This window comes from Nonomuraea sp. NPDC023979 (assembly GCF_040639085.1).
Taxonomy (GTDB): domain Bacteria; phylum Actinomycetota; class Actinomycetes; order Streptosporangiales; family Streptosporangiaceae; genus Nonomuraea; species Nonomuraea ceibae.
Genome location: NZ_JBEZZG010000007.1, coordinates 264,360 through 288,458, shown reverse-complemented (window position 1 = coordinate 288,458; position 24,099 = coordinate 264,360). Strand labels below are relative to the sequence as shown.

The window sequence follows — 24,099 nt, the reverse complement described above, 5'->3', positions numbered from 1 at the left end:
TGCGCGCACGCACCACTGGTGGCGCCCGGCGACGAAAACCGGGCACCCGCGCGCTTCCTCCCATCCGGACTTTCACCGTCGGTCCCGGAATTTCACCGGGTCAACCGGCCGATGGCATCGGCCGGGTCGCGGACTGTCACCGCCGGTTCGGACTTTCACCGACCCCGGAGCACGCTAGCTCTGTTCTCCTACCAGTTTGCCATGCCCGAAAAGCGACATGCGACCCCTACTCCGCCTGACGTCACGCGGCGGTGAGACGGCGGGCGCGCTTGGCGTCCGGGGCGTAGCGGACCCTGGCCGGGACGAGGCCGAGCCCGGTGTGCAGGGCGCGCAGGGTGGCGGTGGCCCACAGGTCGCCGACCGGCGTGGCGGGCAGGCCGTACAGCCGTCTGGCCCAGCGCGGCAGCGTGGCGAAGGCCAGGAACGTCACGGCGGGCAGCACCGGGCGCAGCGCGGTGAGCGGCGGGGGCAGCGGCGTGCGCAGCGAGAGCCCGAGCGGGTGGGCGGCCTCGGGCACGAACGCGAGGCCGGGCCGCCGCTCGTCGATGTAGGCGTTCAGCTCGGCGACCGTGCCGGGGACGGTGTCCGGGTCGAGGCCGACGACCTCGGCGGCGCGCCGCCACTCGGCCACGAACGTGTCGGCCTCGGCGTCGGTCAGGCGCACCCCGGCCCGGCGGGCGACCGACAGGTAGGAGTCGACCTCGCCGACGTGCACCCAGCGCAGCCCCTCGGGCTCGTCGAGGCGGTAGCGGACGCCGGCGTCGGGGTCGTAGGCGTCCAGCCGGGCGTGGATGCCGCGCACCCGGCGTCCGGCCCGCTCGACCTCCGCGCGGGTGCCGTACGTGCGCACGCGGACGAACTCGGTCGTGCGCGCGAAGCGCGCCCACGCCTCGTCGGGGTCCATGAGGGCGGAGTTCTGCAGCACGCCGCGCATCGTGCGCGGGTGCAGGCCCTGCATGAGCAGCGCGCGGAATCCGCCGACCAGCAGGATCGGCTCCCCCATGACCCGCCACGTCACGGATCCGGGGCCGAACAGTCCGTGATCCTCCATAAGCAACTGCTTACCCCCCAGATGCCGACATGTCACAATGTTTTCAAGATTGTGTCGCAAATCCGTGATTACGCAGCGAAATCCCTGCAGGTCATTGCGCTGCGCAAGGATCCTTGAGAACGTGCTCGATGGCCCGGAATTTCCGGAATCTTGTACGTGCATGGGGAGCCCCGACCAGATGACGACACCGACGTCCACAGAAGACGCGATCGACGCGACGTCCGTGACCGAGACTTCCGGTGCTGTGGGCCGTTCACCCGGCCAGCTCATGTGGATGCGCTTCAAGCGCGACCGCACCGGCGTCATCTCGGCGATCATCGTGATCTTCTTCTTCCTGGTCGCCCTCCTGGCCCCCGTGATCTCGATGGTCTACGGCAAGGACCCGTACACGCTGTACGGCCAGGACATGCCGGGGCTGCTCAACGACTACGGCTACCCGATCCAGCCGAACGGCGGCATCAGCTCCGAGTTCTGGTTCGGCCTCGAACCCAGCCTCGGCCGCGACGTGTTCATGCAGCTCGTGTACGGCATCCGCACCTCGCTCGGGATCGCCGTGGCCGCCACGCTCATCACCACCACGCTCGGCATCGTCGTCGGCATCGTGGCCGGCTACGCGGGCGGCAAGACCGACTACTTCGTCGGCCGCCTCATCGACCTCACGCTGTCGTTCCCGCAGACCATCTTCATCATCGCGTTCACCCCCGTGGTGGAGAGCCTGCTGGTCCCGGCGGACGAGGAGACCCCGGTGTGGCTGCGGGCGGTGACGCTCACCATCATGCTCTCGGCGTTCGGCTGGGCCGGCCTGGCCCGGCTGCTGCGCGGCTACGTGCTGTCGATGCGTGAGCGCGAGTACGTGGAGGCGGCCAGGGTCACCGGCGCCTCCCCCGGCCGCATCGTGTTCAAGGAGCTGCTGCCCAACCTGTGGACGCCGATCCTCATCCAGTCGACCCTCCTGCTCCCGGCCATGGTGACGGCGGAGGCGGGCCTGTCGTTCCTGGGCGTCGGCATGGGCGAGCTCGTCCCCGACTGGGGCCGCATGTTCCTGCGGGCCACGCAGGTGTACCAGAACGACATCACGTACCTCATCTTCCCCGGCGTCGCCCTGTTGATCTTCGTGGTCGCCTTCAACCTGCTCGGCGACTCCGTCCGCGACGCCTTCGACCCCAAGATCAAGCGTTAGAGGAGAGAAATGAACTACCGTAGACGGTCGGCTCTCGCGGTGCTCGCCGCCGCGACGCTGACCCTGGTCGGCGCCTGCGCGCCGGGGAACCAGGGCGCCCCGGCGGGCGCGCCCACCGCCGGTTCCTCGGCCCCGGCGCAGGAGCCGTACAAGCCCGCGGTGATCACCCTCGGCACCGCCGAGGACTCCAAGGGCCCGGCCATCGCCCCCGAGGGCGTCGTCAAGGGCGGCACCGTCACGATGATCGACCGTGACGACTTCGCCCACCTCGACCCCGCGCAGAGCTACGTCAACACGGCCACCAACTTCGGCCTGCTCATCCACCGCGGCCTCACCGGCTACAAGCGGACCGCCAAGGGCGAGTACAAGCTCGTGGGCGACCTCGCCACCGACGCCGGCCAGGTCTCCGACGGCGGCAAGACGTGGACCTTCACCCTCAAGGACGGGGTGAAGTGGCAGGACGGCAGCGCGATCACCTCCGCCGACGTGCGGTGGACGATCGAGCGGTCGTTCGCCGACTTCATCACCTTCGGCCCCAGCTACATCCAGCAGTGGCTGACCCAGGACGACTACAAGAAGGCCTACTCCGGCCCGTACGACGGCAAGCAGCTCGAGAACATCGAGACGCCGGACGACAAGACGATCGTCTTCAAGTTCAAGGCGCCGCACGCCGACGCCAACTACGCCTTCGCCATGGGCGGCTACGCCATCGTGCCCAAGGCCAAGGACACCAAGGAGAAGTACGACAAGGAGCCCTTCTCCTCCGGCCCGTACATCATCAAGTCGCACGTCGTCGACAAGTCGATGGAGCTGGCCCGCAACCCGCACTGGGACCCGGCCACCGACCCGATCCGCGGCGCGTACCCGGACGTGTGGAAGCTCGAGTTCGGCCAGGAGGCCCTGCAGATCACCGACCGGTTCATCGCCGACGTCGGTCCTGACCAGCAGGCGTTCACCTTCTACGCGGCCGTCCCGCCGGAGCGGCTCCAGCAGGTGCTGAACGACGCGAGCCTGGCCGACCGCCGCATGGTCAGCCCCTCGCCGTACGGCAACTACTACTACTTCAACCTCGACCGGGTGAAGGACCAGAAGCTGCGTCAGGCCGTCAACTACGCCTGGCCGTCCAAGCAGATCCAGCAGACCATCGGCGGCCCGCAGGCCGCGGCTCTGCCGACGACCATCCTGAACGAGAACACCACGGTCGGGTACAAGCCGTACGACCTGTTCGGCAAGACCACCAAGCCCGAGGGTGACATCGAGAAGGCCAAGCAGCTCATCGCCGAGTCGGACAACCCGAACCCGACGATCGTCTACGCCTACAACCAGACCCCGGTCCAGGAGCAGGTCACCGTCGTGATCAAGAACGCCCTGGAGAAGGCCGGCATCAAGGTCGTGGCCAAGCCGCTGGACCGCAAGACGTACTACGACTCGATCAGCCAGACCAAGAACGAGTTCGACCTGTACTGGGGCGGCTGGGGCGCCGACTGGCCGTCCGGCTCGACCGTCATGCCGATCATCTTCGGCCCGGTCTCCGACGGCGGCCAGAACATGTCGCACCTGAACACGCCGGAGCTCACGGCGAAGATGAAGGAGATCTCCGAGAACCCCGACATCGACGCGGCCAACGCCGCGTGGATGGCGCTCGACAAGGAGATCCAGGAGAAGTACACGCCGCTGGTCGTGGCCGAGAACCGGATCGCCACCACGCTCCACGGCTCCAAGGTGGGCGGCGCCGAGATCGACCCGCAGATGTGGATCGTCTCGCCGAACACCATCTTCGTGAAGCCGTAGCGACACCGCTCCGGGCGCCCGACCGGGTGCCCGGAGCACCCTCTTGGAGATCATCCCGTGCTTCGATTCCTCACCCGCCGCGTACTGGGCGCGCTGGTCATCCTGCTGATCATCTCAGCGGTGACCTTCTTCCTGTTCTACGCGATCCCCGCCGACCCGGCCCGGCTGGCCTGCGGCAAGGTCTGCCCGCCCGAGACGCTTGAGCAGGCCCGGCAGAACCTCGGCATCGACAAGCCGCTCATGGTCCAGTTCGTCAGCTGGCTCGCGGGCATCTTCGTCGGCCGCGACTACGGGGGCCTCGGTCACTGCCCGGCTCCCTGCCTGGGCTTCTCGTTCGTCAACCGCGCCCCGGTGTTCGAGACGATCATCGACCGGATGCCCGTCACGATCGCGCTGACCATCGGCGCCGCGGTGATCTTCCTGATCTTCGGCGTGGCCACCGGCATCGTCGCCGCGCTGCGTCAGGGCAAGCCTCTCGACAAGATCGCCAGCGTCTCGTCGCTGATCGGCGCCTCGGTGCAGATCTACTTCGTCGGCACCCTGGCCATGTACTTCTTCGTCTACCAGATGCAGGTCTTCCGGCAGCCGAAGTACATACCGATCACCGAGGACCCCGTCGGCTGGTTCAGCGGCCTGCTGCTGCCCTGGCTGGTGCTCGCGCTCATCTTCACCGCGAACTACACCAGGATCACCCGCTCCACGATGGTGGAGAACCTGAACGAGGACTACGTGCGCACCGCCCGCGCCAAGGGCATGTCGGGCCGCAGCGTGGTGCTGCGCTTCGCCCTGCGCGGCGCGCTGACGCCCGTGATCACGATCTTCGGCGTCGACCTGGGCACGCTCATCGGCGGCGCGATCATCACCGAGACCACGTTCGGCCTCCAGGGCATCGGCCGCCTCGCCGTCCGCGCCGTGGACTACTCCGACCTGCCGACGCTGATGGCCACGGTCCTGCTCGCGGCGGGTGCGATCGTGGTGATGAACGTGATCGTGGACTCCCTGTACGCCGTCATCGACCCCCGCGTGAGGCTGAGCTGATGTTTCTCGAAGTCAACGACCTCACCGTCGACTTCCACACCGAGGACGGCGTCGTGCACGCCGTCGACGGGCTGTCGTTCGAGGTCGACCGGGGCAGCACCCTCGGCATCGTGGGCGAGTCCGGCTCGGGCAAGTCGGTGACGAACCTGGCCATCCTCGGCCTGCACAACCCCGACACCGCCAAGCTCTCGGGCAGCATCAAGCTCGACGGCCGCGAACTGATCGGCGCGCCGCAGCGCGAGCTGGAGAAGCTCCGCGGCAACAAGATGGCGATGATCTTCCAGGACCCGCTGACCTCGCTGTCGCCGTTCCACACGGTCGGCCAGCAGATCGCCGAGGTCTACCGCAAGCACAAGGGCGTCTCCAAGTCGGTGGCGCGCGACCGGGCCATCGAGATGCTCGACCGGGTCGGCATCCCGCAGCCCAAGATCCGCGTCGACGAGTATCCCCACCAGTTCTCCGGCGGCATGCGCCAGCGAGCCATGATCGCCATGGCGCTGGTGTGCGACCCCGGCCTGCTCATCGCCGACGAGCCGACCACCGCGCTGGACGTGACCGTCCAGGCGCAGATCCTCGACCTGCTGCGCGACCTCCAGGAGCAGACCGGCACCGCGATCATCATGATCACGCACGACCTCGGCGTGGTGGCCAGCACCGCGCACGACGTGCTCGTCATGTACGCCGGCCGCGCCGTCGAGCGGGGCACCAAGCAGGAGGTGCTGCGCGAGACCCGCCACCCCTACACGTGGGGGCTGCTCGGCTCGATGCCCAGCCTGACCCACCCGGTGGACGTGCCGCTCGAACCCGTGCGCGGCACCCCGCCCAGCCTGATCAACGTCCCGCCCGGCTGCCCGTTCCACCCGCGCTGCGACTATGCGAAGCTGCTCGGGCCGGGCGTGTGCACGGGTGAGCGGCCCGAGCTGTCGCCGCACCGCGGCCACGGCGACGCCTGCTATCTGCCGATCAAGCAGAAGGCCGAACTCAGGAGACTACCCGGTAAGGAGGCGTCGTGACGGAGAAGCTGCTGGAGCTGTCCGGCGTGGTGAAGCACTTCCCCGTCAGAGGCGGCTCGCTGATCAAGCGGCAGATCGGCGCGGTCCACGCGGTGGACGGCATCGACCTGACCGTGCACGAGGGTGAGACGCTCGGCCTGGTGGGCGAGTCCGGCTGCGGCAAGTCCACCACCGGGCGGCTGGCCGCCCGGCTGCTGGAGCCGACCGGCGGCACCATCAGCTACCGGGGCCGGGACATCAGCCACGCCAACCGGCGCGAGCTCAAGCCGATCAGGTCCGAGATCCAGATGATCTTCCAGGACCCCTACTCGTCGCTGAACCCGCGGCACACAGTCGGCTCGATCATCCGCGGCCCGATGGACATCAACGACATCAACCCGGAGGGCGGCCGCGAGGCCAAGGCCCGGGAGCTGCTGGAGATCGTCGGGCTCAACCCCGAGCACTACAACCGCTTCCCGCACGAGTTCTCCGGCGGCCAGCGCCAGCGCATCGGCGTGGCCCGCGCGCTCGCGCTCAACCCCAAGCTGATCATCGCCGACGAGCCGGTCTCCGCGCTGGACGTCTCGATCCAGGCGCAGGTCATCAACCTGCTGCAGCAGCTCCAGCGCGACCTGGGCATCGCATTCCTGTTCATCGCGCACGACCTGGCCGTGGTGCGGCACTTCTCGCAGCGGGTCGCCGTGATGTACCTGGGCAAGGTGGTGGAGATCGCCGACCGCGACTCCCTCTACGAGCGCCCCCGCCACCCCTACACGCACGCCCTGCTGTCGGCCGTGCCGGAGGCCGACCTCGGGGCGCCGCCGCGCGAGCGCATCCGCCTGGCGGGCGACGTACCCTCCCCCATCAACCCGCCGACGGGCTGCCGCTTCCGCACCCGCTGCTGGAAGGCGCAGGACAAGTGCGCCACGGAGGAGCCGCCGCTGGTGCAGCTGTCGGGCAACCGCGACGGCCACCTGACCGCCTGCCACTTCCCCGAGGAGCCCGGCGTCCGCGGCGAGGACATCGTCCTCGACCCGGCCCTCCAGGCCTGACACCCGCTGATCGGCGGCCGGGCGGCACACTGCGTGCCGCCCGGCCGTCGGCGTCTGGCGGCCCTACGAGGCGGCGCCCGCCGCCAGCGAACGCAGGGAGTCGACGGCCGCGACCCGGTCGGCGGAGCCGTAGACGGCGTTGCCCGCCACGAACACGTCGGCGCCCGCCTCCGCGCACCGCTCGATCGTGCTCTCGGACACCCCGCCGTCGACCTGCAGCCACACCTGCCCGCCGTGCCGTTCGATGATCGACCGCGCCCGCCGCACCTTCGGCAGCACCATGTCGAGGAACTTCTGCCCGCCGAACCCCGGCTCCACCGTCATCAGCAGCAGCATGTCGACCTCGCCGACGAGATCCTCGTACGGCTCCACCGCCGTGGCCGGGTTGAGCGCCAGCCCCGCGCGGGCGCCGAGCGAGCGGATCTCCCGCAGCGTCCGCACCGGCGCCGAGGACGCCTCCGCGTGGATGGTCACGCTCCCCGCCCCCGCCTCGGCGTAGCCGGGGGCCCACCGATCGGGGTCCTCGATCATGAGGTGGCAGTCGAGCGGCAGCGAGGTCGCCTTGAGCAGCGACTCGACCACGGGCAGCCCGAGGGTCAGGTTGGGCACGAAGTGGTTGTCCATGACATCCACGTGCAGCCAGTCGGCGTTCGGCACGGCGGCCGCCTCGTCGGCGAGCCGGGCGAAGTCGGCGGACAGGATGCTGGGCGAGATCTGTACGGCCATGATGGTCAGAGTCTAGCCACGCCCCGCCCGGCCGGACCGCCCGCCCCGCGCCCGGCGGGGCGGCTCACCCCGCCCGGCGCAGCAGCGCCAGGAACATCGCGTCGGTGCCGTGCCGGTGCGGCCAGAACTGCGCGTACGGCCCGTCGCCGAGCCCGCCCACCTCCGGCAGGTAGGCACGCGCGTCGAGCGTCTCCACGTCGTCCCTGCCGCCTGCGACGTCGCCCACGACCACCCGCGTCTCCGCCAGGTGCGGCGAGCACGTCACGTACGCGACGACCCCGCCGGGACGCACCGCGTCGAGCGCGGTGCCCAGCAGCCGCCGCTGCAGCCTGCCCAGCTCCGCGATGCTCGCCGGGTCGCGCCGCCACCGCGCCTCCGGGCGGCGCCGCAGCGCGCCGAGCCCCGTGCAGGGAGCGTCGAGCATCACCCGGTCGAACACCCCGGGCCGCCACGCGGGCTCGGTGCCGTCAGCGGTGATCACCGCGGCGTCCCTGGTCGTCTCCCAGACGAGCCGCGCCCGGTGATACTGCACGTCACCGGCCAGCAGCCGGGCCCCGCCCGGGTGCGGCATCACCGCGCCGCCGGCCTCGGTGCCTTCGACGTCGCCGTGACGGGCGATCGCGTCGAGCAGACCCGCCTTGCCGCCCGGCCCGGCGCACAGGTCGAGCCACAGCTCCTCGCCGCCGTCGAGCGGCACCCGGGTGAGGGCCAGCGCGACGAGCTGGCTCGCCTCGTCCTGGACCGCCGCCCGCGTGTCGTGGACGGCCTCGATCCGGCCCGGGTCGCCCTCGGACAGGTAGGCGGCGTAAGGCGAGTAGCGGCCCGGCTCGGCCCCCGACTCCCGCAGCTCCTCGACCGAGCTGCGGCCCGGCCTGGCCACCAGCGTCACCAGCGGCCGCGCGTTGTCGGCGTCGAGCAGGTCGGCGGTCTCGTGCGCGGCGGGGCCGAGCGCGTCGCGGAACGCGCTGACGATCCACCGGGGATGGCTGTGCGCCACGGCCAGGTGCCCGGCCGGGTCGTCGCCGGCGTCGGGCGCCACGATCGGCACCCACTCCTCCAGCGACCTGGACGCGATCTTGCGCGCGACGGCGTTGGCGAACTTGGCCGCCCCCGGGCCGACGCGCAGCCGTACGAGATCGACGGTGGTGCCGACGGCCGCGTGCGGCGGGACGCGCATCTTCAGCAGCTGGTGCGCGCCGAGCCGCAGCGCGTCACGCACCTCCGGGTCGGGCGCGCGGTCGCTGCACACCTCGATGATCGCGTCGTACGTGCCGAGGCCGCGCAGCGTGCCGTAGGCCAGCTCGGTGGCCAGCGCCGCGTCGCGCCCGCCGATGCCGCGCTCGCGCAGCATGCGGGGCAGCAGCAGGTTGGCGTAGGAGTCGCGCTCGTCGACGGCGCGCAGCACGTCGTAGGCGGCGTTGCGCGCCTGGTCGCGCGGCGGCCGCCGCCCCCCGCCACGGCCGCCGCCGCGGCCGGTCGGCTGGCCGCCGCGGCTGTCGCCGTGCGGCCGGTTCCCCCGTGCTTTCATGCTTTCCGGCTTTCCCTCGCGGCGCGGCCGCGCGGGCCGGCCGGCGTGCTCACTCAAACCGCTCGCCGCTCTCCGGGCGGGTGCCGCGGGCCCACTCGCCCGCGCTCATCAGCCGCTTGCCCTGCGGCTGGACCTCGCCCAGCTCGACCGGGCCGGTGGCGGTGCCGACCAGCACCGTGTTCTTGCCCGCGACGAGGATCTCGCCGGGCGCGAGCCGCTCGGCGGCCTCGGCGAGCCGGACGGGGCCGAGCTTGACCCGCTGCCCGCGGAACTCGCTCCACGCCCCCGGGTTGGGGGTGCAGCCGCGGATGAGCCGGTCGGCGTGCAGGGCGGGCTTGGCCCAGTCGACCCGGGCGTCGGTCACGCTGATCTTGGGGGCGAGGGTCACCCCGTCGTGCGGCTGCGGGCGGGCCTCCAGGGTGCCGTCCTCGACGCCGTCGAGCGTCGCGGCCAGCAGCCCGGCCCCGGACACCGACAGCCGCTCCAGCAGCGCGCCGCTGGTGTCGCCGGCGCGGATCTCCTCGGTGACGACGCCGTAGACGGGCCCGGCGTCGAGCTCCTTGACGATCCGGAACGTGGTCGCGCCGGTGATCTCGTCGCCGTGCAGGACGGCGTGCTGCACGGGGGCGGCGCCGCGCCACGCGGGCAGGATCGAGAAGTGCAGGTTGATCCAGCCGTGGCGGGGCACGTCGAGCGCCGACTGGGGCAGCAGCGCGCCGTAGGCGACCACGGGGCAGCAGTCGGGCTCCAGCTCCCGCAGCCGCTCCAGGAACGCCGGGTCGCCGGCCTTGGCGGGCCGCAGCACCTCGATGCCCGCCTCCTCGGCCAGCTCGGCCACGGGCGACGGGTGGACCTTGCGGCCCCGGCCGGACTGGGCGTCGGGCCGGGTGACGACGGCGGCCACCTCGTGGCGGGGCGAGTCGATCAGGGTGCGCAGCGACGGCAGCGCAGTCTCGGGCGTGCCCGCGAACACCAGGCGCATCGTCACAGCGCCTTTCCGCCGGTGGCGTGCGGGGAGAACTTGACCGTGGGCGCCGCCAGGCCGCTCCACTCGGCCTCGCGGATGGCCTTCATCGCGAGCTTGCGCTGCTTGGCGTCCATCCGGTCGATGAACAGGATGCCGTCGAGGTGGTCGGTCTCGTGCTGGAAGCAGCGCGCCATCAGGTCGGTGCCCTCCAGCGTGACCGGCTCGCCGTGCATGTTGAAGCCCCGGGCGACGGCGCGGATGGCGCGCGGCGTGGGGAACGACAGGCCGGGGAACGACAGGCAGCCCTCCTCGCCCTCCTCGTCCAGGTCGTCGGACAGGTCGAGGTCGGGGTTGATCAGGTGGCCGAGCTGGTCGTCGACGTAATAGGTGAACACGCGCAGGCCCACGCCGATCTGCGGCGCGGCCAGGCCGGCGCCCGGCGCGTCCATCATCGTGTCGGTGAGGTCCTTGACCAGCTTGCGGAGCTCCTTGTCGAAGTCGGTCACCGGCGCAGCCGGGGTGCGCAGCACCGGGTCTCCGAACAGCCGGATCGCCTGGATCGCCAAGGGGGTCACTCCGTTTCGTAGGTGGATCAGTCCATTTTAGTGTGCGCGAGGGAGCGCGCCTTCATCGCCGCTTTGCGCGCCGCCTTGACGACCGCCTGGTCGTCGTGCGCGCCGGCGAGCATGTCGAGGACGGCCACGGTGTCGGGGTGGCCGACGGCCGGCATCGCGGTGATGAGCTTGACGAGGTCCTCGCCCGGCTCCGGCGTGTCGAGCCGGCCGGCGACGGGCCCCGACATGTGCATGAGCGCGGCCAGCGAGTCGACCGCGATCCAGGTGTGGTCCTCGGGGCTGAGCGGCGGCGCCTGAAGGTCGCGGATGTGCAGCCAGGAGGCGGCGTAGCGGCGCATGAGCGGCAGGGCGAGCGCCTCGCGCATCGGGGCCTCGGCCTCGGGCCCGAGCTCCTCCAGGACGGCGCCCACCGCGCCGCGCCGGCCGGCGTCGCCCTCGGCGGCGATCGCGATGAGCTCGCGGGCGGCCTCCTCGGGCGGGCGGCGCTCCAGCCACCCGGCGACGGCGCTCTGCGTGGCCGAGCCCTTGACCAGGGCCTCGACCAGCTCGGCGGCCGACAGGTCGGCGAACACCTCGACCTCGGCGGCCGTGGGCGCGTCGTGGCCCTCGCGCAGCAGGTCGCGGCGGATCGCCCAGACGCCCAGCGGGGTGAGCGCGGTGCGCCCGGCCGACGTCTGCTCGACGAGGCCGCAGTAGGACAGCAGCGACAGCGCCTCCAGCAGCTCGGCCGGGAGCGCCGCGGCGAGCCTGCGCATCTCCGCGTCGCCGGGCGCGCAGGCCACCTCGTGCGACTGCAGGATGCCCCGGGCCAGGTTGGCGATCGCGACGCCGGACCGTACGGAGTAGATCGTGGCGAGCATCTCGGCGAGGTGGCCGTCGACCACGGTGGAGCCGGTCAGGCCCTCGTCGGCGCGGTCGAGCACGTCCATGACGACGCCGTCCCAGAACTCCAGCGTCGCCTCCACCGTCAGCCGCGCCGGCAGCGGGCCGCGCGACGCCCGGCCGCGCGCGATGCGCAGCAGGCCGGTGTTGACGGCGACGATCCAGACCAGCCGCAGCCGCGACGGCTCCAGGCCGAGCTCGGCGACGGCCGCCGCCCGGTCGGCCTCCGGCAGCAGCCCGTCCGGCGACACCGGGCGCTCGCCCGTCCAGGTGGCGAGGCGGATGGCGTCGGCGACGAGCGGGACCGTCGGGACCACCCGCGCGAGCTCGGCGTCGCCGGCCAGCGTGACAGGCGGGAACGTGAGCGCCTCGTGCTGCGCGGGGGTCTTCTCCTGCGGCGGCCGTGGCGGCACGGCGGCCTGCTCATCGATCAGCTTGCGCAGCTCGGCGAGGTCGAAGACGTTGTTTGCCACCCACGAAACTTACTGCACAGGAGTCACAGAGGCGTACTCATCGGATGCCCCGGGAGCGCGCCTTGAACGCCGCCTTGCGGGCCGCCTTGGCCGCCGTGCCGTCGGGCAGCGAGCGTCCGAGCAGCTCCAGGACCTCGACGACGTCGGGGTGGTCGACCCGCCACATCTCCTCGATGAGGTGGGCCGGCGGGCCGGAGGCGGCGATGTTCTCGGCGAACATCTCGGGGTCGTCGGCGGCCGCCGGGGTCGCCAGCGCGAGCATGTCGACGCTGACCCACAGCAGCTCCTCCTGGCTGAGCGCCGGGGCCGGCAGGCCGCGCGCGGTGAGCCAGTGGATGGCGTGCGGGCGCAGCTCCTGGTCGTCGAGCCAGGGCCGCACCTCGCCGGCGGCCTCGGCGCCGAGCCGATCCACGATCGTGACCGCGATCCCGCGCGCCACGGCGGGCGCGCCGGAGGCGGCGGCGAGCAACTGGGCCGCGGCCTCGCCGGCCGGGCGGGCGGCCAGCCAGCGGCTGATGTCGTCCTCGGCCAGCTCGGTCGGCACGCCGTCGAGCAGCCCCTCGATGAGCCCGCGCGCGTCGGCCTCGGCCAGGTCGGGAGCCTGCGGCGCGTCGAGCCCGAGCGCGAGGTAGTGCTCGCGCAGCGCCCACACGGCGGCCGGGGTGAGCGCGACCGTGCCGTCCTCCAGGCGCAGCAGGCCGCACCAGGCCAGCCGCTCCAGCACGGCGGGCACGTCGACGGCGGTGTCCTCGGCCAGGTCGGCCAGGTAGTCGCCGGCCACGGCGGCGGGCGCGGGCGACTGGAGCCGGTAGAGCATGTCGAGCAGGTCGTAGAGCTCCTCGTCGACCTGCGGGTGGCCGGTGACCTGGCCGCCGGTGTCACGCTCGACGAGGTGGGCGACGACCGCCGCCCAGCGCGGCAACGGCTCCCCCTCGGCCACCTCGCTCAGGTAGGGCACCTCGCCCCGGTCGAGCGCGGCCAGCAGCGGGACGTCGCGCAGCTCCGCCTCCAGCGCCTCGGGCGAGGGCAGCCGGACGGCCGGCCTGGGCGTGCAGCCCGGGCAGTCGCAGGGCGCCTCCCCCAGGTCGGGCACCTCGCCCGACGGGATGGCGATCGACTGCTCCAGCGACTCGGGCCCGATCGAGCTGAACAGGCTCTTGGCCATGCCGAAGTTGGCGGTGTCGGCCAGCGCCCCCGGCATCCGGGTGGCGATGTCGCTCAGCCGCTCACGCATCAGCGCAGCCGTCTCACCGCTGACCGCGCCCGACTCCTGCAGGTAGTCGACCAGCGTGCGGGCGGCGGCCACCGTCTCCGGCGCGCTCTCCGGAGGCGCGATCACCTTGCGCGGGTAGATGGACAGCAACAGCTCGTCGAACGTGGCGGGGACGAAGTCGCCCAGCTCGTTGACGTTCAGGTAGTCGCTGGCGTAATCGCAGAGCAGGCGGATCTCGTCCGCGTCCACCTCGACGCCCCGCCCGCGCCCCCAAGCACGCAGATCGTCGATGGCCAGGTTCACCCATTCGATCGACACAGAGGGCACGCTAACGGCTGGCTTACAGATGAGCGAATCGGGGAAACAGCCTAAATCAGGTCGAGCGGGTCGACACTTACCCTCACGACATCTGGTGTCTTTCTGGCCGCGCGCACCCCACTGGCCCCTTTGAGCGCCGCGGCCAGCGCCGCACCGCTCCCGCGCGGCACCCGGATCATGGCGCGTTCCTGGCCCGAGTCGTCGATCGGCACCGGCCCGAGCACCTGCGCGTCGGCGGGCAGGCGCGCCTCGGCCACCATCTGCCGCACCGCCGCCGCCGTGCCCGTGAGCGTCGCCATCCGCACCGCAGGCGGGAACCCGAGCTCCACCCGCTCGGCCAGCTCCCGCTCGGCGTGCGTGACCGCGTCCCAGCGCAGCAGCGCCTGCACCGCCGGCAGCCCCGCGTCGGCCAGCACCACCAGCTCACCGCGCGGGCGCACCAGCGCGGCGGCGTTCATCCACCGGCGCACCGCCTCCTCCCCCGCCCGCAGGTCCGCCCGGCCCAGCAGCGCCCACCCGTCGAGCAGCACCACCGCCGCGTAGCCGCCCTCGGCCACCGGCTCGGCCCCGGGCGTCGCCACGACCAGCGCCCGGCTCCCCGGCACGCTCGCCAGCACCCCGTCACGCCCCGACGTGCGCACCGGCACCGACGGGAAGGCCCGGCCCAGCTCCTCCGCCGTCCGCCGCGCGCCCACGACCACCGCCCGCAGCCTCGGGCTCCCGCAGTGCTCGCACTTCCACGCCGCGTCCACCCGTCCGCACCAGCGGCAGTACGGGGCCGCGTGCCCGCCCCTGAGCGCCAGCGGCCCACGGCACAGCCCGTCCCCCGCGCCCGCACGCCCCTCGCCCCCGTACGCCGCGCCCGCACGCCCCTCACCCTCGTACGCCGCGCCCGCACGCGCCTCGCCCCCGTACGCCGCGTCCCCGGGTACGGCGAGCCGCATCGCCTCCCCCACGCCGGCGGTCCCTGCGCCCGCGTCGGGAGCCGGGGAGCCGGCTGTCCCGGACCCATCGGGCCCACCCAGAACCCCCTGGCCCTGCGACACGAACCCTCCGGGGGCGCCCGCGTACGCCGCCGCGCCCGCGTGAGCCGCCGGCCCCGCCGAGGCCGGGAAGCCCGTGCGGGTCGGCGGGTGCGAACAGCGGGCCGGGGCGCGGCAGTGCCGGCAGGCCAGCGCCGGCAGGTAGCCGCGCCTGGGCACCTGCACGAGGACGGGCCCGCTCTCCAGCCCCTGGCGCAGCGCCCGCCAGGCCACGCTGGGCAGCCGGGCCGCGCGCGCCGCCTGGTCCTTGGCCAGCTCGGCGTCCTCCCCCGCCGGGCGGACGTGCGGGGCGAGGCTCCTGATCGTCTGGCGGTCGGCCACGATCGGCCTGGCCCAGCGGGAGGCGAGCAACTGGGTGGCCTCGGCGGTGCGCGCGTAGGCGCCGATCAGCATCGCCGCGCCGGTCCGGTGCGCCCTCAGCCCCAGCACCTCCCGCGCGTGCGGGTACGGCGCGAGCCGCTCGGCGTGCAGGTCGTCGCCGTCGTCCCAGATCGCCACCAGCCCCAGCCGCTCCACGGGCGCGAACATCGCCGCCCGCGTCCCCACGACCGCCCGCACCTGCCCGCGCAGCACCGCCAGCCACCGCCGGTAGCGCTCGGCCGGGCCGAGGTCGGCGGTCAGCGCGACATGCCGCCCGGCGCCCAGCATCCGGCCCAGCTCGGCGTCGAGCAGCGCCACGTCCTTCCCGTCGGGCACGACCACGAGCGCGCCCCGGCCGCCGTCCAGCGTCGCCCGCACCGCCTCCGCGACGGGCCCCGCCCACCCCCGCGCCCCGGGCAGCGCCGACCACACCGCCCTGGGCGCCCTCCCGTGCCGCAACGCGTCCAGGAACGACGCCCCCATCGGGTACGCCCCCCACGCCCCACCGGGACCCCGGACCGCGCCTTCCCCCAGGCCACCGTCCTGAACCCCACCGACGCCCCCCGCGCCGTCCCCCTGAGGCACGCCCTCACCAACCCGAGCCGCAACCGTCCCGCCCGGGGACCCGCCGTCCTGAAGGGACGCACCGAGGCCGGGCCCGCCGACCTGGCGCGAGGCATTCGAGAGAGGCGGACCACCCTGCTGAGCGGCCCCGGAGGTCGCCCCCTGCGGATCCTCGGGCGTGGCGCTCTCGAACGCCGGGGCCGGGAACGCCGGGGCCTCGGGGGTCGGCGTCTCGGGGGTCGCCGCCTCGGGGCGCGGAGGCTCGGAGGTCGGGGTCTCCGTCGGCAGGGCCGCTGTCGCGGTCGGTGGCTGCCGTACGCGGTCCGCCGGGACGGAGGGGAGGTCAGGGGGCGTGGAGCGCTCCGCCGGGCCGGAGGGGGCCTTGGGGGGCTCCGCAGAGGGCGCGGCGGCCCGGGTGGCCGTCTCCGTCCTGGCGTGGCGGGGCGGGACGGCCAGGCGCAGCACGTCGGCCAGGGTGCCCGCGTAGCGGTCGGCCACGACCCTGGCGAGCCCGGCCACCTCGGGGGTGAGCACCCGCTCGGGCGAGACGACGCGTTCGAGGGGCGTCAGCCGCCCGGCGTGCTCGCTCTCGTCGGCCCGTTCCAGCAGGAACCCGTCGACGAGCTTGCCGGCGAACCGCACCCGCACCCGCACCCCCGGCTGGGCGCTCTCGTGCATCGAGGCGGGCACCAGGTAGTCGAACGGCCGGTCGAGGTGGGGCAGCGGGTTGTCCACGGCCACTTTGGCCACCGGCAGCTCCGGGGCGGGCACGACGGCGCCCTTCGCCGACGCCGCGGGCCGCACGGCGTCGAGCGGCAGGAGGGCGTCGTCGGAGGTCGTCACCCACTACGTCTACCAGACTCGGGCCCCGCCCCACGCCCGCCCGCGGACGCTCCCGCCACCGGCCGCGGGGAACGCCGCGGAAGGGGGTCCGCCACCGGAGGACACCCCGTCCACGAGCACCCGAGCAGCCACGTACGGACGCCGCCCGGGCCTTGAGAGGCGCCCGGTCCTGAAAGCGCGGCGACGCCGCCCCGGGACACGCGAAGATGCCGCACCCCCTCCTGGGGGCGCGGCATCGGCGGCGTCAGGTCAGAGGCCCGCGGCGGTGCGGAGCGCCTCGGCGCGGTCGGTGGACTCCCAGGAGAAGCCCTCGCGGCCGAAGTGCCCGTAGGCGGCGGTCTCGGAGTAAATAGGACGCAGCAGGTCGAGGTCGCGGATGATCGCGGCCGGGCGGAGGTCGAAGACCTCGAGCACGGCGGCCTGGATCTTCTCGACCGGCAGCTTCTCGGTGCCGAAGCACTCGACGAACAGGCCGACCGGCTGGGCCTTGCCGATGGCGTAGGCGACCTGGACCTCGCAGCGGTCGGCGAGGCCGGCCGCGACGACGTTCTTGGCGACCCAGCGCATGGCGTAGGCGGCCGAGCGGTCGACCTTGGACGGGTCCTTGCCCGAGAAGGCGCCGCCGCCGTGGCGGGCCATGCCGCCGTAGGTGTCGATGATGATCTTGCGGCCGGTGAGGCCGGCGTCGCCCATGGGGCCGCCGATCTCGAAGCGCCCGGTCGGGTTGACGAGCAGGCGGTAGCCCTCGGTCTCGATCTCGAGGCCGGCGAGCACGGGGTCGACCACGTGCTCCTTGATGTCGGGGGTCAGCATCTCCTTGAGGTCGATCTCGGCGGCGTGCTGCGTGGAGACGACCACGGTGTCGAGGCGGACCGGGCGGTCGCCGTCGTACTCGATGGTGACCTGGGTCTTGCCGTCGGGGCGCAGGTAGGGCACGGTGCCGGACTTGCGGACCTCGGACAGGCGCTGGGCGAGGCGGTGGGCGAGCGTGATGGGCAGCGGCATCAGCTCGGGGGTCTCGCGGCAGGCGTAGCCGAACATGAGGCCCTGGTCGCCGGCGCCCTGGCGGTCGAGCTCGTCGGCGTCGCCGCCGACGCGGTGCTCGTAGGCGTCGTCGACGCCCTGGGCGATGTCGGGCGACTGCGCGCCGATGGACACCGACACGCCGCACGAGGCGCCGTCGAAGCCCTTGTGGGAGGCGTCGTAGCCGATCTCCAGGATCTTCTCCCGGATGACGCCGGGGATGTCGACGTAGGTCTCGGTCGTGACCTCGCCTGCGACGTGAACCTGGCCGGTAGTGATCATCGTCTCGACGGCGACCCGGCTCCGCGGGTCGTCCTTGAGCATGGTGTCGAGAATCGCGTCACTGATCTGGTCGGCGATCTTGTCCGGGTGGCCCTCGGTGACCGACTCGGAGGTGAACAGGCGACGTGACAACTCAGTGGCTCCTCATGCAGCGGCTGCTGACGGCTGGGGACTCGGGGTGCTGGGCACACCTGAGCCTCGCCGAAGTCTAGCCCTACCTGGCGCCAGGTAGCGAAACCCGCCCCGCGATCCGGCACTCTGGAAGGAGGGCGGGGCCGATCGGGGCACGTTCAGAGATGGGGCAGGGGGTCGAGCGGCAGCGTCTCCGGCGCGAACACCTCGGCGTCGGCGGCGGCGACCACGGCCGCGTACTCGTCGTCGAACTCGAAGAGCATGTCGCCGAGCTCGATGACCGGCGACGGGCCGTGACGGATGGGCCCGAGCCGCGTGTTGCGCGGGAACGTGGCGTGCACCGAGACCGGGCGGTCGCTCCTGAGCATCCGGGTGGCGAGCACCGAGACGGCCAGGTCGGTGACGACGACGAGGAAGTTGGCGGCCCCCGGCGGCCCGACGGACAGCGCCGGGAAGACGTAGCGGATCGCGCCACGATGGCCGAGAACCGTCCTGCATCGGTCCCTGACAGCAGCACTTATTGGCATCCCGTCCCCCTTTGGCCCAGTATCCGTAGCTATAGGGAGATCCCGCAACAGGTGATCAGGTAATCCATCCGAGCGGTTAGCTGCCCGTACGGGATTCAGGACAGGCGGGCGGCGACGGCGTCCCAGACGGCGTCGGCCACGTCCTCCTTGGGCCCCCGGGGCACCTCAATGGGGTCGCCGCCGGCGACGAGCACGGTCGCGGCGTTGTCGGGGGTGCCGAAGGCCAGGTGCTCGCCGACCTGGTTGACGACCAGCAGGTCACAGCCCTTGCGGGCGAGCTTGGCCTGCCCGTTGGCGAGCACGTCGTGGGTCTCGGCCGCGAAGCCGACGATCACCTTCGGGTACGCGCCGCGCTCGCGGCCCAGCTCGGCCAGGATGTCGGGGTTCTTCACCAGCCGGATCGGGTCGGGCTCGCCGTCGGTCTTCTTGATCTTCACGTCCTGCCGGTCGGCGGGCCGGAAGTCGGCGACGGCGGCGGCCATGACGACCACGTCGGCGGAGGCGGCGGCGGCCATGACGGCCTCCCGCAGCTCGGCGGTGGTCTCCACCCGCACCACGGCGGCTCCGGCCGGGTCGGGCAGCGCGACGTTGGCGGCCACCACGGTCACCTCGGCGCCCCGGGCGGCGGCGGTGCGGGCCAGCGCGTAGCCCTGGAGGCCGGAGGAGCGGTTGCCGATGAAGCGGACCGGGTCGAGGGCCTCGCGGGTGCCGCCGGCGGAGACGACGACCTTGCGCCCGGCCAGGTCGCGCGGCGCGCCGCGCAGCACGCGCAGGCACACCTGGAAGATCTCGGCGGGGTCGGGCAGGCGGCCGGGCCCGGTGTCGGCCCCGGTGAGCCGGCCGACGGCCGGGTCGATCACGATCGCGCCCCGCTCGCGCAGGGTGGCGACGTTGGCGCGGGTGGCCGGGTGCTGCCACATCTCGGTGTGCATCGCGGGCGCGAACACCACCGGGCAGCGCGCGGTCAGCAGCGTGTTGGTGAGCAGGTCGCCGGCCAGCCCGTGGGCGGCCTTGGCGAGCAGGTCGGCCGTGGCGGGGGCGACCACGACGAGGTCGGCCGCCTGGCCGATGCGCACGTGGGGCACCTCGTGGACGCTCTCCCACACGTCGGTCGTCACCGGGTTGCCCGACAGGGCGGCCCAGGTGGGCTCGCCCACGAACCGCAGGGCGTCACGGGTGGGGACCACCCGGACCTCGTGCCCCGACTCGGTGAACAGGCGCAGCAGCTCGCACGCCTTGTACGCGGCGATGCCGCCGGCGACGCCCAGGACGACCTTCATCGAGCGGTCAGGCCGCGCCTTCGATGGGCTCGGCGTTGAGCAGGCCCTCGGAGACCTCGCGCAGCGCGATGGACAGCGGCTTCTCCTGGGCGTGCGTCTCGACGAGCGGGCCGACGTACTCCAGCAGGCCCTCGCCGAGCTGGGAGTAGTAGGCGTTGATCTGGCGGGCCCGCTTGGCGCCCATGATCACCAGAGAGTATTTGCTGTCGACGATGTCGAGCAGCGCGTCGATCGGAGGGTTGGTGATGCCCTCGGCGACCGGGGCGACTCCTGCCACGATTGTCAGACCTCTCGCTTGGTGGTTGTGATGACCCCCTGAGGGTCGGTCATCAAGGCTATCAGCCGGTGGCACACGTCTTTGACATCCGTGTTCACCAGCGTGAGGTCGAACTCCTCCTCGGCCGCCATCTCGACCCGGCCGGCCGCCAGCCGCCTGGCGATGACGTCCTCGGGCTCGGTGCCCCGGCCGCGCAGCCGCTTCTCCAGCTCCTCCCAGGTGGGCGGGGCCAGGAAGACCAGCAGCGACTCCGGCATGCTGCGCCGCACCTGCCGGGCGCCCTCCAGGTCGATCTCCAGCAGCGTGGGCACGCCCGCCGCCAGCCTTTCGAGCACGGCCTGGCGCGGCGTGCCGTAGCGGTTGCCCGCGAACTCCGCCCACTCCAGCAGCTCACCGGCCGCGACGAGCCGGTCGAACTCCTCGCCGTCGACGAAGAAGTAGTGCACCCCGTGCACCTCGCCGGGCCGGGGGCTTCTGGTGGTCACCGAGACCGACAGCCACACCTCGGGGTGTGCCCGCCGGAGCTCGGCGACGACCGTGGACTTGCCGACGCCTGACGGCCCTGACAGGACCGTCAGCCGCCTTTCGCGCGAGGGGAGGAAGCCGCCGACTCTTGCGCCCGCTCCGACTGCCTCGTGGGCCCTTACACTGCCGGACCAGGACCTGTCGGTCACTTCCTACCCCCCGTTGAACCAGCGTTTTCGTGTGGAACCGAGATTAGCTCTCGTTGCCACCGAACTCGCGCTCGAGGGAGGCCCTCTGGTTCGCGCCGAGACCCCGCACGCGGCGGGACTCGGCGATGGCGAGCCGCTCCATGAGCTGCTTGGCGCGGACCTTGCCCACGCCGGGGAGCGATTCCAACAGTGCCGACACCTTCATCTTGCCGATGACGTCGTCGGTCTGCCCATCCTTGAGCACCTCAGCCAGAGAAACCGCGCCATGCTTGAGCCGGTTCTTGACCTCGGCACGCTCTTTACGGGCCTTGGCAGCCTTCTCCAGGGCTGCGGCGCGCTGCTCAGGGGTCAGGGGAGGAAGAGCCACGCCGGGTCACCTCGAATTTCTGTCGATGTACTCGGACGGGAAGGGAAACTAGCTGGTCATCGCCCCCTAAGCAACGTCAAGAGCGGTTTCTCTCGCCACAAAGTCGACTTCATCACTTTGGGTGATGGTAAAATCACTTTCTGCTGATCAAATCGCCCTCACTTCCCGCTTCTCGGCCGTGCGCGCGGTGCTGCCCGGGGGCGCTACGATGATCACGACAGGGCGGGCGCACTGTGTCCGAAAGCCGGGTTGACCTGTGTCCGAAACCCGTGGGGGACCTTTCGGGATCTTCCTCCGGCGTGCCCTCGCACGGGCGTCACGGCGACGCCTGGCGAGCCGTCCCGCCGAGGGTCCGGAGCCGGGCACTGACACGCGCCCGGCCCCCGGAGCGTCCGCGGCTGTCAGGAAGGGCCGGAGCGGCGCAGGGAGGCGGCGATGGCGGCGGCCGCCGCGCCCGGGTCCGGGGAGCCGGTGATGGGGCGGCCGATGACCAGGAGGTCGGCGCCGTCGGCGAGCGCCTGCTCCGGGGTCGCCACCCGGACCTGGTCCTGGGTGGCCGAGCCCGCGGGCCGGACGCCGGGGGTGATGAGCGTGACGCCCTCCCCCACCTCGGCGCGTACGGCGGCGACCTCGTGGGGGGAGCAGACCAGTGCGGTGGCGCCGGCCTCGACGGAGAGCGCGGCCAGGCGGCGGACGGCGTCGTCGGCGGGCCCGGCCAGCCCGATGCGGGCCAGGTCGTCCTCCGACAGGGAGGTCAGCACGGTGACGGCGGCGATCTGCGTGTGGGGGGCGGCCTCCACGGCGGCCCTGATCATGGCGGGCCCGCCGGCGGCGTGCACGGTGAGGATGGCGGGCCGCAGCCGGGAGACGGCTCTGGCGGCGCCCGAGACGGTGTTGGGGATGTCGTGGAGCTTGAGGTCGAGGAAGACCCGCACCCCGCTGGCCCCGCGCACGGAGGCGATCACGTCGGGCCCGTAGCGCATATAGAGCTCCAGGCCCACCTTGACGGTGCTGACGTGCGGGGTCACCAGCCCGGCCCACCTGGCGGCGGTCTCCAGGTCGGGGGCGTCGAGGGCGACGGCTATGGGAGCGGGAGTCAAGGCGTGCTCTCCTCGGAGTCGACGAGCAGGTGCCGGGGCGCGCTGCCCGGCGGACGGTGGGCCAGGCCGACGGCGTCGGCCAGCCGCTGGAAGCCGCGCGCCCGGAGCAGGTCCTCGAGCTCGCGCTCGATGCGCAGGCACGCGTACGGGTCGTGGAACAGGGCGGTGCCGACGCCCACGGCGCAGGCGCCCGCCAGGATGAGCTGGAAGGCGTCCTGGCCCGTCATGACGCCCCCGACGCCCACGATGGGGACGCCGGGCAGGGCGGCGTGCACCTGCCACACGCAGCGCACGGCCAGGGGCAGGACGGCGGGGCCGGACAGCCCGCCGGTGACGGCGGCCAGCGAGGGCCGCAGCGTCTCGGTGTCGATGGCCATGCCCAGCGGGTTGTTGATCATGGACAGGGCGTCGGCCCCGGCGTCGACGCTGGCGCGGGCGACGGCGACGATGTCGGCCACGTCGGGGGCCAGCTTGGCCACCACGGGCACGTCGTAGCGCATGATGGACCGGACGGAGGCGATCACCTCGGCGGCGGCGCTGCCCTCGCGGGCGAAGACGCGGCCCCGGTCCTCCATGTTGGGGCACGACAGGTTGACCTCCAGGGCGGTGACGCCGGGCGCGTCGGCCAGCCTGCGGGCCAGCTCCGAATACTCCGCCACGGTGCCGCCGCCGATGGAGACGATGGTCTTGATGCCGCGCTGGGCCAGCCAGGGCAGCTCGCGTTCGAGGAAGGCGTCGATGCCGGGGCCCTGGAGGCCGACGGCGTTGAGCATGCCGGAGGGCGTCTCGGCCATCCGGGGCGTGGGGCGGCCGGCGCGCGGCGCCATCGTGATCGAGCGCGTGGTGAGCGCGCCCAGCCGGTGCAGGTCGAAGAACTGGGCCAGCTCGCGCCCGGAGGCGGCGCAGCCGGCGGCCGTGGTGACGGGGTTCGCCAGCTCCACATGCGCCAGGAACGTACGCATATCAACCGACATATCGTTACCCCTCAGCCGGCATGGCGAGCACCGCCCCCCGGGGCGCCGAGAGCGTCGAACGGGATCGTTCCCACGTCCTCGAAGCGCACCCGTTCCCCCCGGAACACCGGCCCCTCCGCACACGCCCGGACCATCCGGGTGACGCCGTCGTCGCCGATGACCGGCAGCACGCACGTCATGCAGACGCCGATGCCGCACGCCATCGCCTCCTCCACCGCCACCTGCACCGGGATGTCGAACTCCATCGCCACCGCGGTCACCGCCCGCAGCGACTCCATCGGCCCGCACGCGTAGACGGCGTCGGCGTGCGTGTCGGCGATCACCGACGGCAGCGCGTCGGTGACCCGGCCGCGCACGCCGAGCGAGCCGTCCTCGGTCGTCAGCGTGGTCGTCTCGGCCATCCGCCGGGCCCGCATCGCGCCGAACACCCGGTCCGCGCTGGCCGCGCCGAGCACGAAGTCGACCCGGCAGCCGCGCTCCAGCAGAGCGTCGGCCAGCGGGAACAGCACGGCCGAGCCGTACTCGGCGCCGACCAGCACGCAGTGCACCGGATCGCGCGGCAGCGGGAACGGCCGGCCCAGCGGGCCGACCAGGTCCAGCGTGTCGCGGGCGCGCCGCTCGGCCAGCCACGCCGTGCCGGGACCGCGCACGGTGAAGACCAGCTCCACCGTGCCACCGTAATCAGACTTGACGTCGTGGATGGACAGGGCGCGCCGCGTCACCATGGACGTGCCGGCGCCCCCGGCCGCGACGGAGACGAAGTGGCCGGGGCGGTAGCGCTCGGCGATGCCGGGCGCCACCACGGTCAGCGCATGGTAGGCGTCGACCCGGCGCGTCGTCAGCACCGTGCCCGTCACCTGCACCGGA

22 protein-coding genes and 1 riboswitch are annotated in these 24,099 nt (G+C 72.8%); of the genes, 5 read left to right on the top strand and 17 right to left on the bottom strand.

Going from position 1 to position 24,099, the window contains the following annotated elements; all coding sequences use genetic code 11:
- Positions 1–46 precede the first annotated feature (46 nt).
- A riboswitch (FMN riboswitch) is annotated at positions 47–177 on the bottom strand.
- 64 nt (positions 178–241) lie between these two features.
- The gene (locus tag AB0G11_RS16570) at positions 242–1,051 is read right to left on the bottom strand and encodes an oxygenase MpaB family protein (RefSeq protein ID WP_219507255.1); all 810 of its coding nucleotides are present in this window, start codon (positions 1,049–1,051) and stop codon (positions 242–244) included.
- A 178-nt stretch (positions 1,052–1,229) separates the two neighbouring features.
- On the opposite strand from AB0G11_RS16570, the gene AB0G11_RS16565 reads away from it, so the two are divergent.
- From AB0G11_RS16565 to AB0G11_RS16545, 5 genes are read left to right on the top strand one after another with little or no spacing between them, the layout of a single operon-like run.
- On the top strand, positions 1,230–2,231 hold the full coding sequence (locus AB0G11_RS16565; protein ID WP_219507254.1) for an ABC transporter permease: 1,002 nt from the start codon (positions 1,230–1,232) through the stop codon (positions 2,229–2,231).
- A 9-nt stretch (positions 2,232–2,240) separates the two neighbouring features.
- On the top strand, positions 2,241–4,022 hold the full coding sequence (locus AB0G11_RS16560; protein ID WP_219507253.1) for an ABC transporter substrate-binding protein: 1,782 nt from the start codon (positions 2,241–2,243) through the stop codon (positions 4,020–4,022).
- 57 nt (positions 4,023–4,079) lie between these two features.
- Positions 4,080–5,060 carry an ABC transporter permease gene (locus AB0G11_RS16555; RefSeq protein ID WP_219507252.1) on the top strand — a complete coding sequence of 327 codons (981 nt, stop codon included), beginning with the start codon at positions 4,080–4,082 and terminating at the stop codon, positions 5,058–5,060.
- Complete coding sequence (locus AB0G11_RS16550; RefSeq protein WP_219507251.1) at positions 5,060–6,073, top strand: ABC transporter ATP-binding protein; 1,014 nt, start codon at positions 5,060–5,062, stop codon at positions 6,071–6,073. The genes AB0G11_RS16555 and AB0G11_RS16550 overlap by 1 nt, the downstream gene beginning before the upstream one ends.
- Positions 6,070–7,104: an oligopeptide/dipeptide ABC transporter ATP-binding protein gene (locus tag AB0G11_RS16545; RefSeq protein WP_219507250.1), complete on the top strand. Its 1,035-nt coding sequence runs from the start codon at positions 6,070–6,072 to the stop codon at positions 7,102–7,104. Before AB0G11_RS16550 ends, AB0G11_RS16545 begins: the two co-directional genes overlap by 4 nt.
- Positions 7,105–7,167: 63 nt before the next feature.
- On the opposite strand, the gene rpe is transcribed toward AB0G11_RS16545, so the two are convergent.
- The 16 genes from rpe to AB0G11_RS16465 all read right to left on the bottom strand — a co-directional run bounded on the left by rpe (position 7,168) and on the right by AB0G11_RS16465 (position 24,095).
- Positions 7,168–7,830 (bottom strand): ribulose-phosphate 3-epimerase, encoded by a 663-nt coding sequence (gene rpe / locus AB0G11_RS16540; RefSeq protein WP_357586579.1) that lies wholly within the window; start codon positions 7,828–7,830, stop codon positions 7,168–7,170.
- 64 nt (positions 7,831–7,894) lie between these two features.
- Positions 7,895–9,358, bottom strand: a complete 1,464-nt coding sequence (locus AB0G11_RS16535; RefSeq protein WP_357586577.1) for a transcription antitermination factor NusB — start codon at positions 9,356–9,358, stop codon at positions 7,895–7,897.
- Between the two features lie 49 nt (positions 9,359–9,407).
- Positions 9,408–10,340: a methionyl-tRNA formyltransferase gene (gene fmt / locus AB0G11_RS16530; RefSeq protein WP_357586575.1), complete on the bottom strand. Its 933-nt coding sequence runs from the start codon at positions 10,338–10,340 to the stop codon at positions 9,408–9,410.
- Between the two features lie 2 nt (positions 10,341–10,342).
- Positions 10,343–10,891 carry a peptide deformylase gene (gene def, locus AB0G11_RS16525; RefSeq protein WP_219507245.1) on the bottom strand — a complete coding sequence of 183 codons (549 nt, stop codon included), beginning with the start codon at positions 10,889–10,891 and terminating at the stop codon, positions 10,343–10,345.
- Positions 10,892–10,917: 26 nt separating this feature from the next.
- Positions 10,918–12,255, bottom strand: a complete 1,338-nt coding sequence (locus AB0G11_RS16520) for a hypothetical protein (RefSeq protein ID WP_219507243.1) — start codon at positions 12,253–12,255, stop codon at positions 10,918–10,920.
- A gap of 37 nt (positions 12,256–12,292) precedes the next feature.
- Complete coding sequence (locus AB0G11_RS16515) at positions 12,293–13,786, bottom strand: hypothetical protein (protein WP_357586573.1); 1,494 nt, start codon at positions 13,784–13,786, stop codon at positions 12,293–12,295.
- A 50-nt stretch (positions 13,787–13,836) separates the two neighbouring features.
- The gene (locus AB0G11_RS16510; protein ID WP_357586571.1) at positions 13,837–16,596 is read right to left on the bottom strand and encodes a primosomal protein N'; all 2,760 of its coding nucleotides are present in this window, start codon (positions 16,594–16,596) and stop codon (positions 13,837–13,839) included.
- A gap of 249 nt (positions 16,597–16,845) precedes the next feature.
- Entirely contained in the window at positions 16,846–18,033 is a 1,188-nt protein-coding gene (gene metK / locus AB0G11_RS16505; RefSeq protein ID WP_219507240.1) for a methionine adenosyltransferase, read from the bottom strand.
- A 158-nt stretch (positions 18,034–18,191) separates the two neighbouring features.
- Positions 18,192–18,560 (bottom strand): hypothetical protein, encoded by a 369-nt coding sequence (locus tag AB0G11_RS16500; protein ID WP_219507239.1) that lies wholly within the window; start codon positions 18,558–18,560, stop codon positions 18,192–18,194.
- A 95-nt stretch (positions 18,561–18,655) separates the two neighbouring features.
- A complete protein-coding gene (coaBC, locus tag AB0G11_RS16495; protein WP_357586569.1) occupies positions 18,656–19,840 on the bottom strand; it encodes a bifunctional phosphopantothenoylcysteine decarboxylase/phosphopantothenate--cysteine ligase CoaBC in 1,185 nt (394 codons plus the stop codon).
- A 7-nt stretch (positions 19,841–19,847) separates the two neighbouring features.
- Positions 19,848–20,117, bottom strand: a complete 270-nt coding sequence (gene rpoZ, locus AB0G11_RS16490; protein WP_219507237.1) for a DNA-directed RNA polymerase subunit omega — start codon at positions 20,115–20,117, stop codon at positions 19,848–19,850.
- A 5-nt stretch (positions 20,118–20,122) separates the two neighbouring features.
- Positions 20,123–20,695, bottom strand: coding sequence for a guanylate kinase (gmk, locus tag AB0G11_RS16485; protein WP_246645243.1), 573 nt, complete (start codon positions 20,693–20,695; stop codon positions 20,123–20,125).
- A 139-nt stretch (positions 20,696–20,834) separates the two neighbouring features.
- The gene (mihF, locus tag AB0G11_RS16480; protein ID WP_020541698.1) at positions 20,835–21,158 is read right to left on the bottom strand and encodes an integration host factor, actinobacterial type; all 324 of its coding nucleotides are present in this window, start codon (positions 21,156–21,158) and stop codon (positions 20,835–20,837) included.
- 401 nt (positions 21,159–21,559) lie between these two features.
- Positions 21,560–22,258: an orotidine-5'-phosphate decarboxylase gene (pyrF, locus tag AB0G11_RS16475; protein WP_219507235.1), complete on the bottom strand. Its 699-nt coding sequence runs from the start codon at positions 22,256–22,258 to the stop codon at positions 21,560–21,562.
- A complete protein-coding gene (locus tag AB0G11_RS16470; RefSeq protein WP_219507234.1) occupies positions 22,255–23,232 on the bottom strand; it encodes a dihydroorotate dehydrogenase in 978 nt (325 codons plus the stop codon). The genes pyrF and AB0G11_RS16470 overlap by 4 nt, the downstream gene beginning before the upstream one ends.
- Positions 23,233–23,243: 11 nt before the next feature.
- Positions 23,244–24,095 (bottom strand): dihydroorotate dehydrogenase electron transfer subunit, encoded by an 852-nt coding sequence (locus AB0G11_RS16465; protein WP_219507233.1) that lies wholly within the window; start codon positions 24,093–24,095, stop codon positions 23,244–23,246.
- Between the last annotated feature and the right edge of the window lie 4 nt (positions 24,096–24,099).

Coding starts and splice junctions, on each gene's coding strand:
- fmt (WP_357586575.1), bottom strand. CDS start 10,340: ATGCGCCTGGTGTTCGCGGGCACGCCCGAGACTGCGCTGCCGTCGCTG.
- AB0G11_RS16535 (WP_357586577.1), bottom strand. CDS start 9,358: ATGAAAGCACGGGGGAACCGGCCGCACGGCGACAGCCGCGGCGGCCAG.
- coaBC (WP_357586569.1), bottom strand. CDS start 19,840: ATGAAGGTCGTCCTGGGCGTCGCCGGCGGCATCGCCGCGTACAAGGCG.
- rpe (WP_357586579.1), bottom strand. CDS start 7,830: ATGGCCGTACAGATCTCGCCCAGCATCCTGTCCGCCGACTTCGCCCGG.
- AB0G11_RS16565 (WP_219507254.1), top strand. CDS start 1,230: ATGACGACACCGACGTCCACAGAAGACGCGATCGACGCGACGTCCGTG.
- AB0G11_RS16570 (WP_219507255.1), bottom strand. CDS start 1,051: ATGGAGGATCACGGACTGTTCGGCCCCGGATCCGTGACGTGGCGGGTC.
- AB0G11_RS16550 (WP_219507251.1), top strand. CDS start 5,060: ATGTTTCTCGAAGTCAACGACCTCACCGTCGACTTCCACACCGAGGAC.
- AB0G11_RS16470 (WP_219507234.1), bottom strand. CDS start 23,232: ATGTCGGTTGATATGCGTACGTTCCTGGCGCATGTGGAGCTGGCGAAC.
- AB0G11_RS16500 (WP_219507239.1), bottom strand. CDS start 18,560: ATGCCAATAAGTGCTGCTGTCAGGGACCGATGCAGGACGGTTCTCGGC.
- AB0G11_RS16560 (WP_219507253.1), top strand. CDS start 2,241: ATGAACTACCGTAGACGGTCGGCTCTCGCGGTGCTCGCCGCCGCGACG.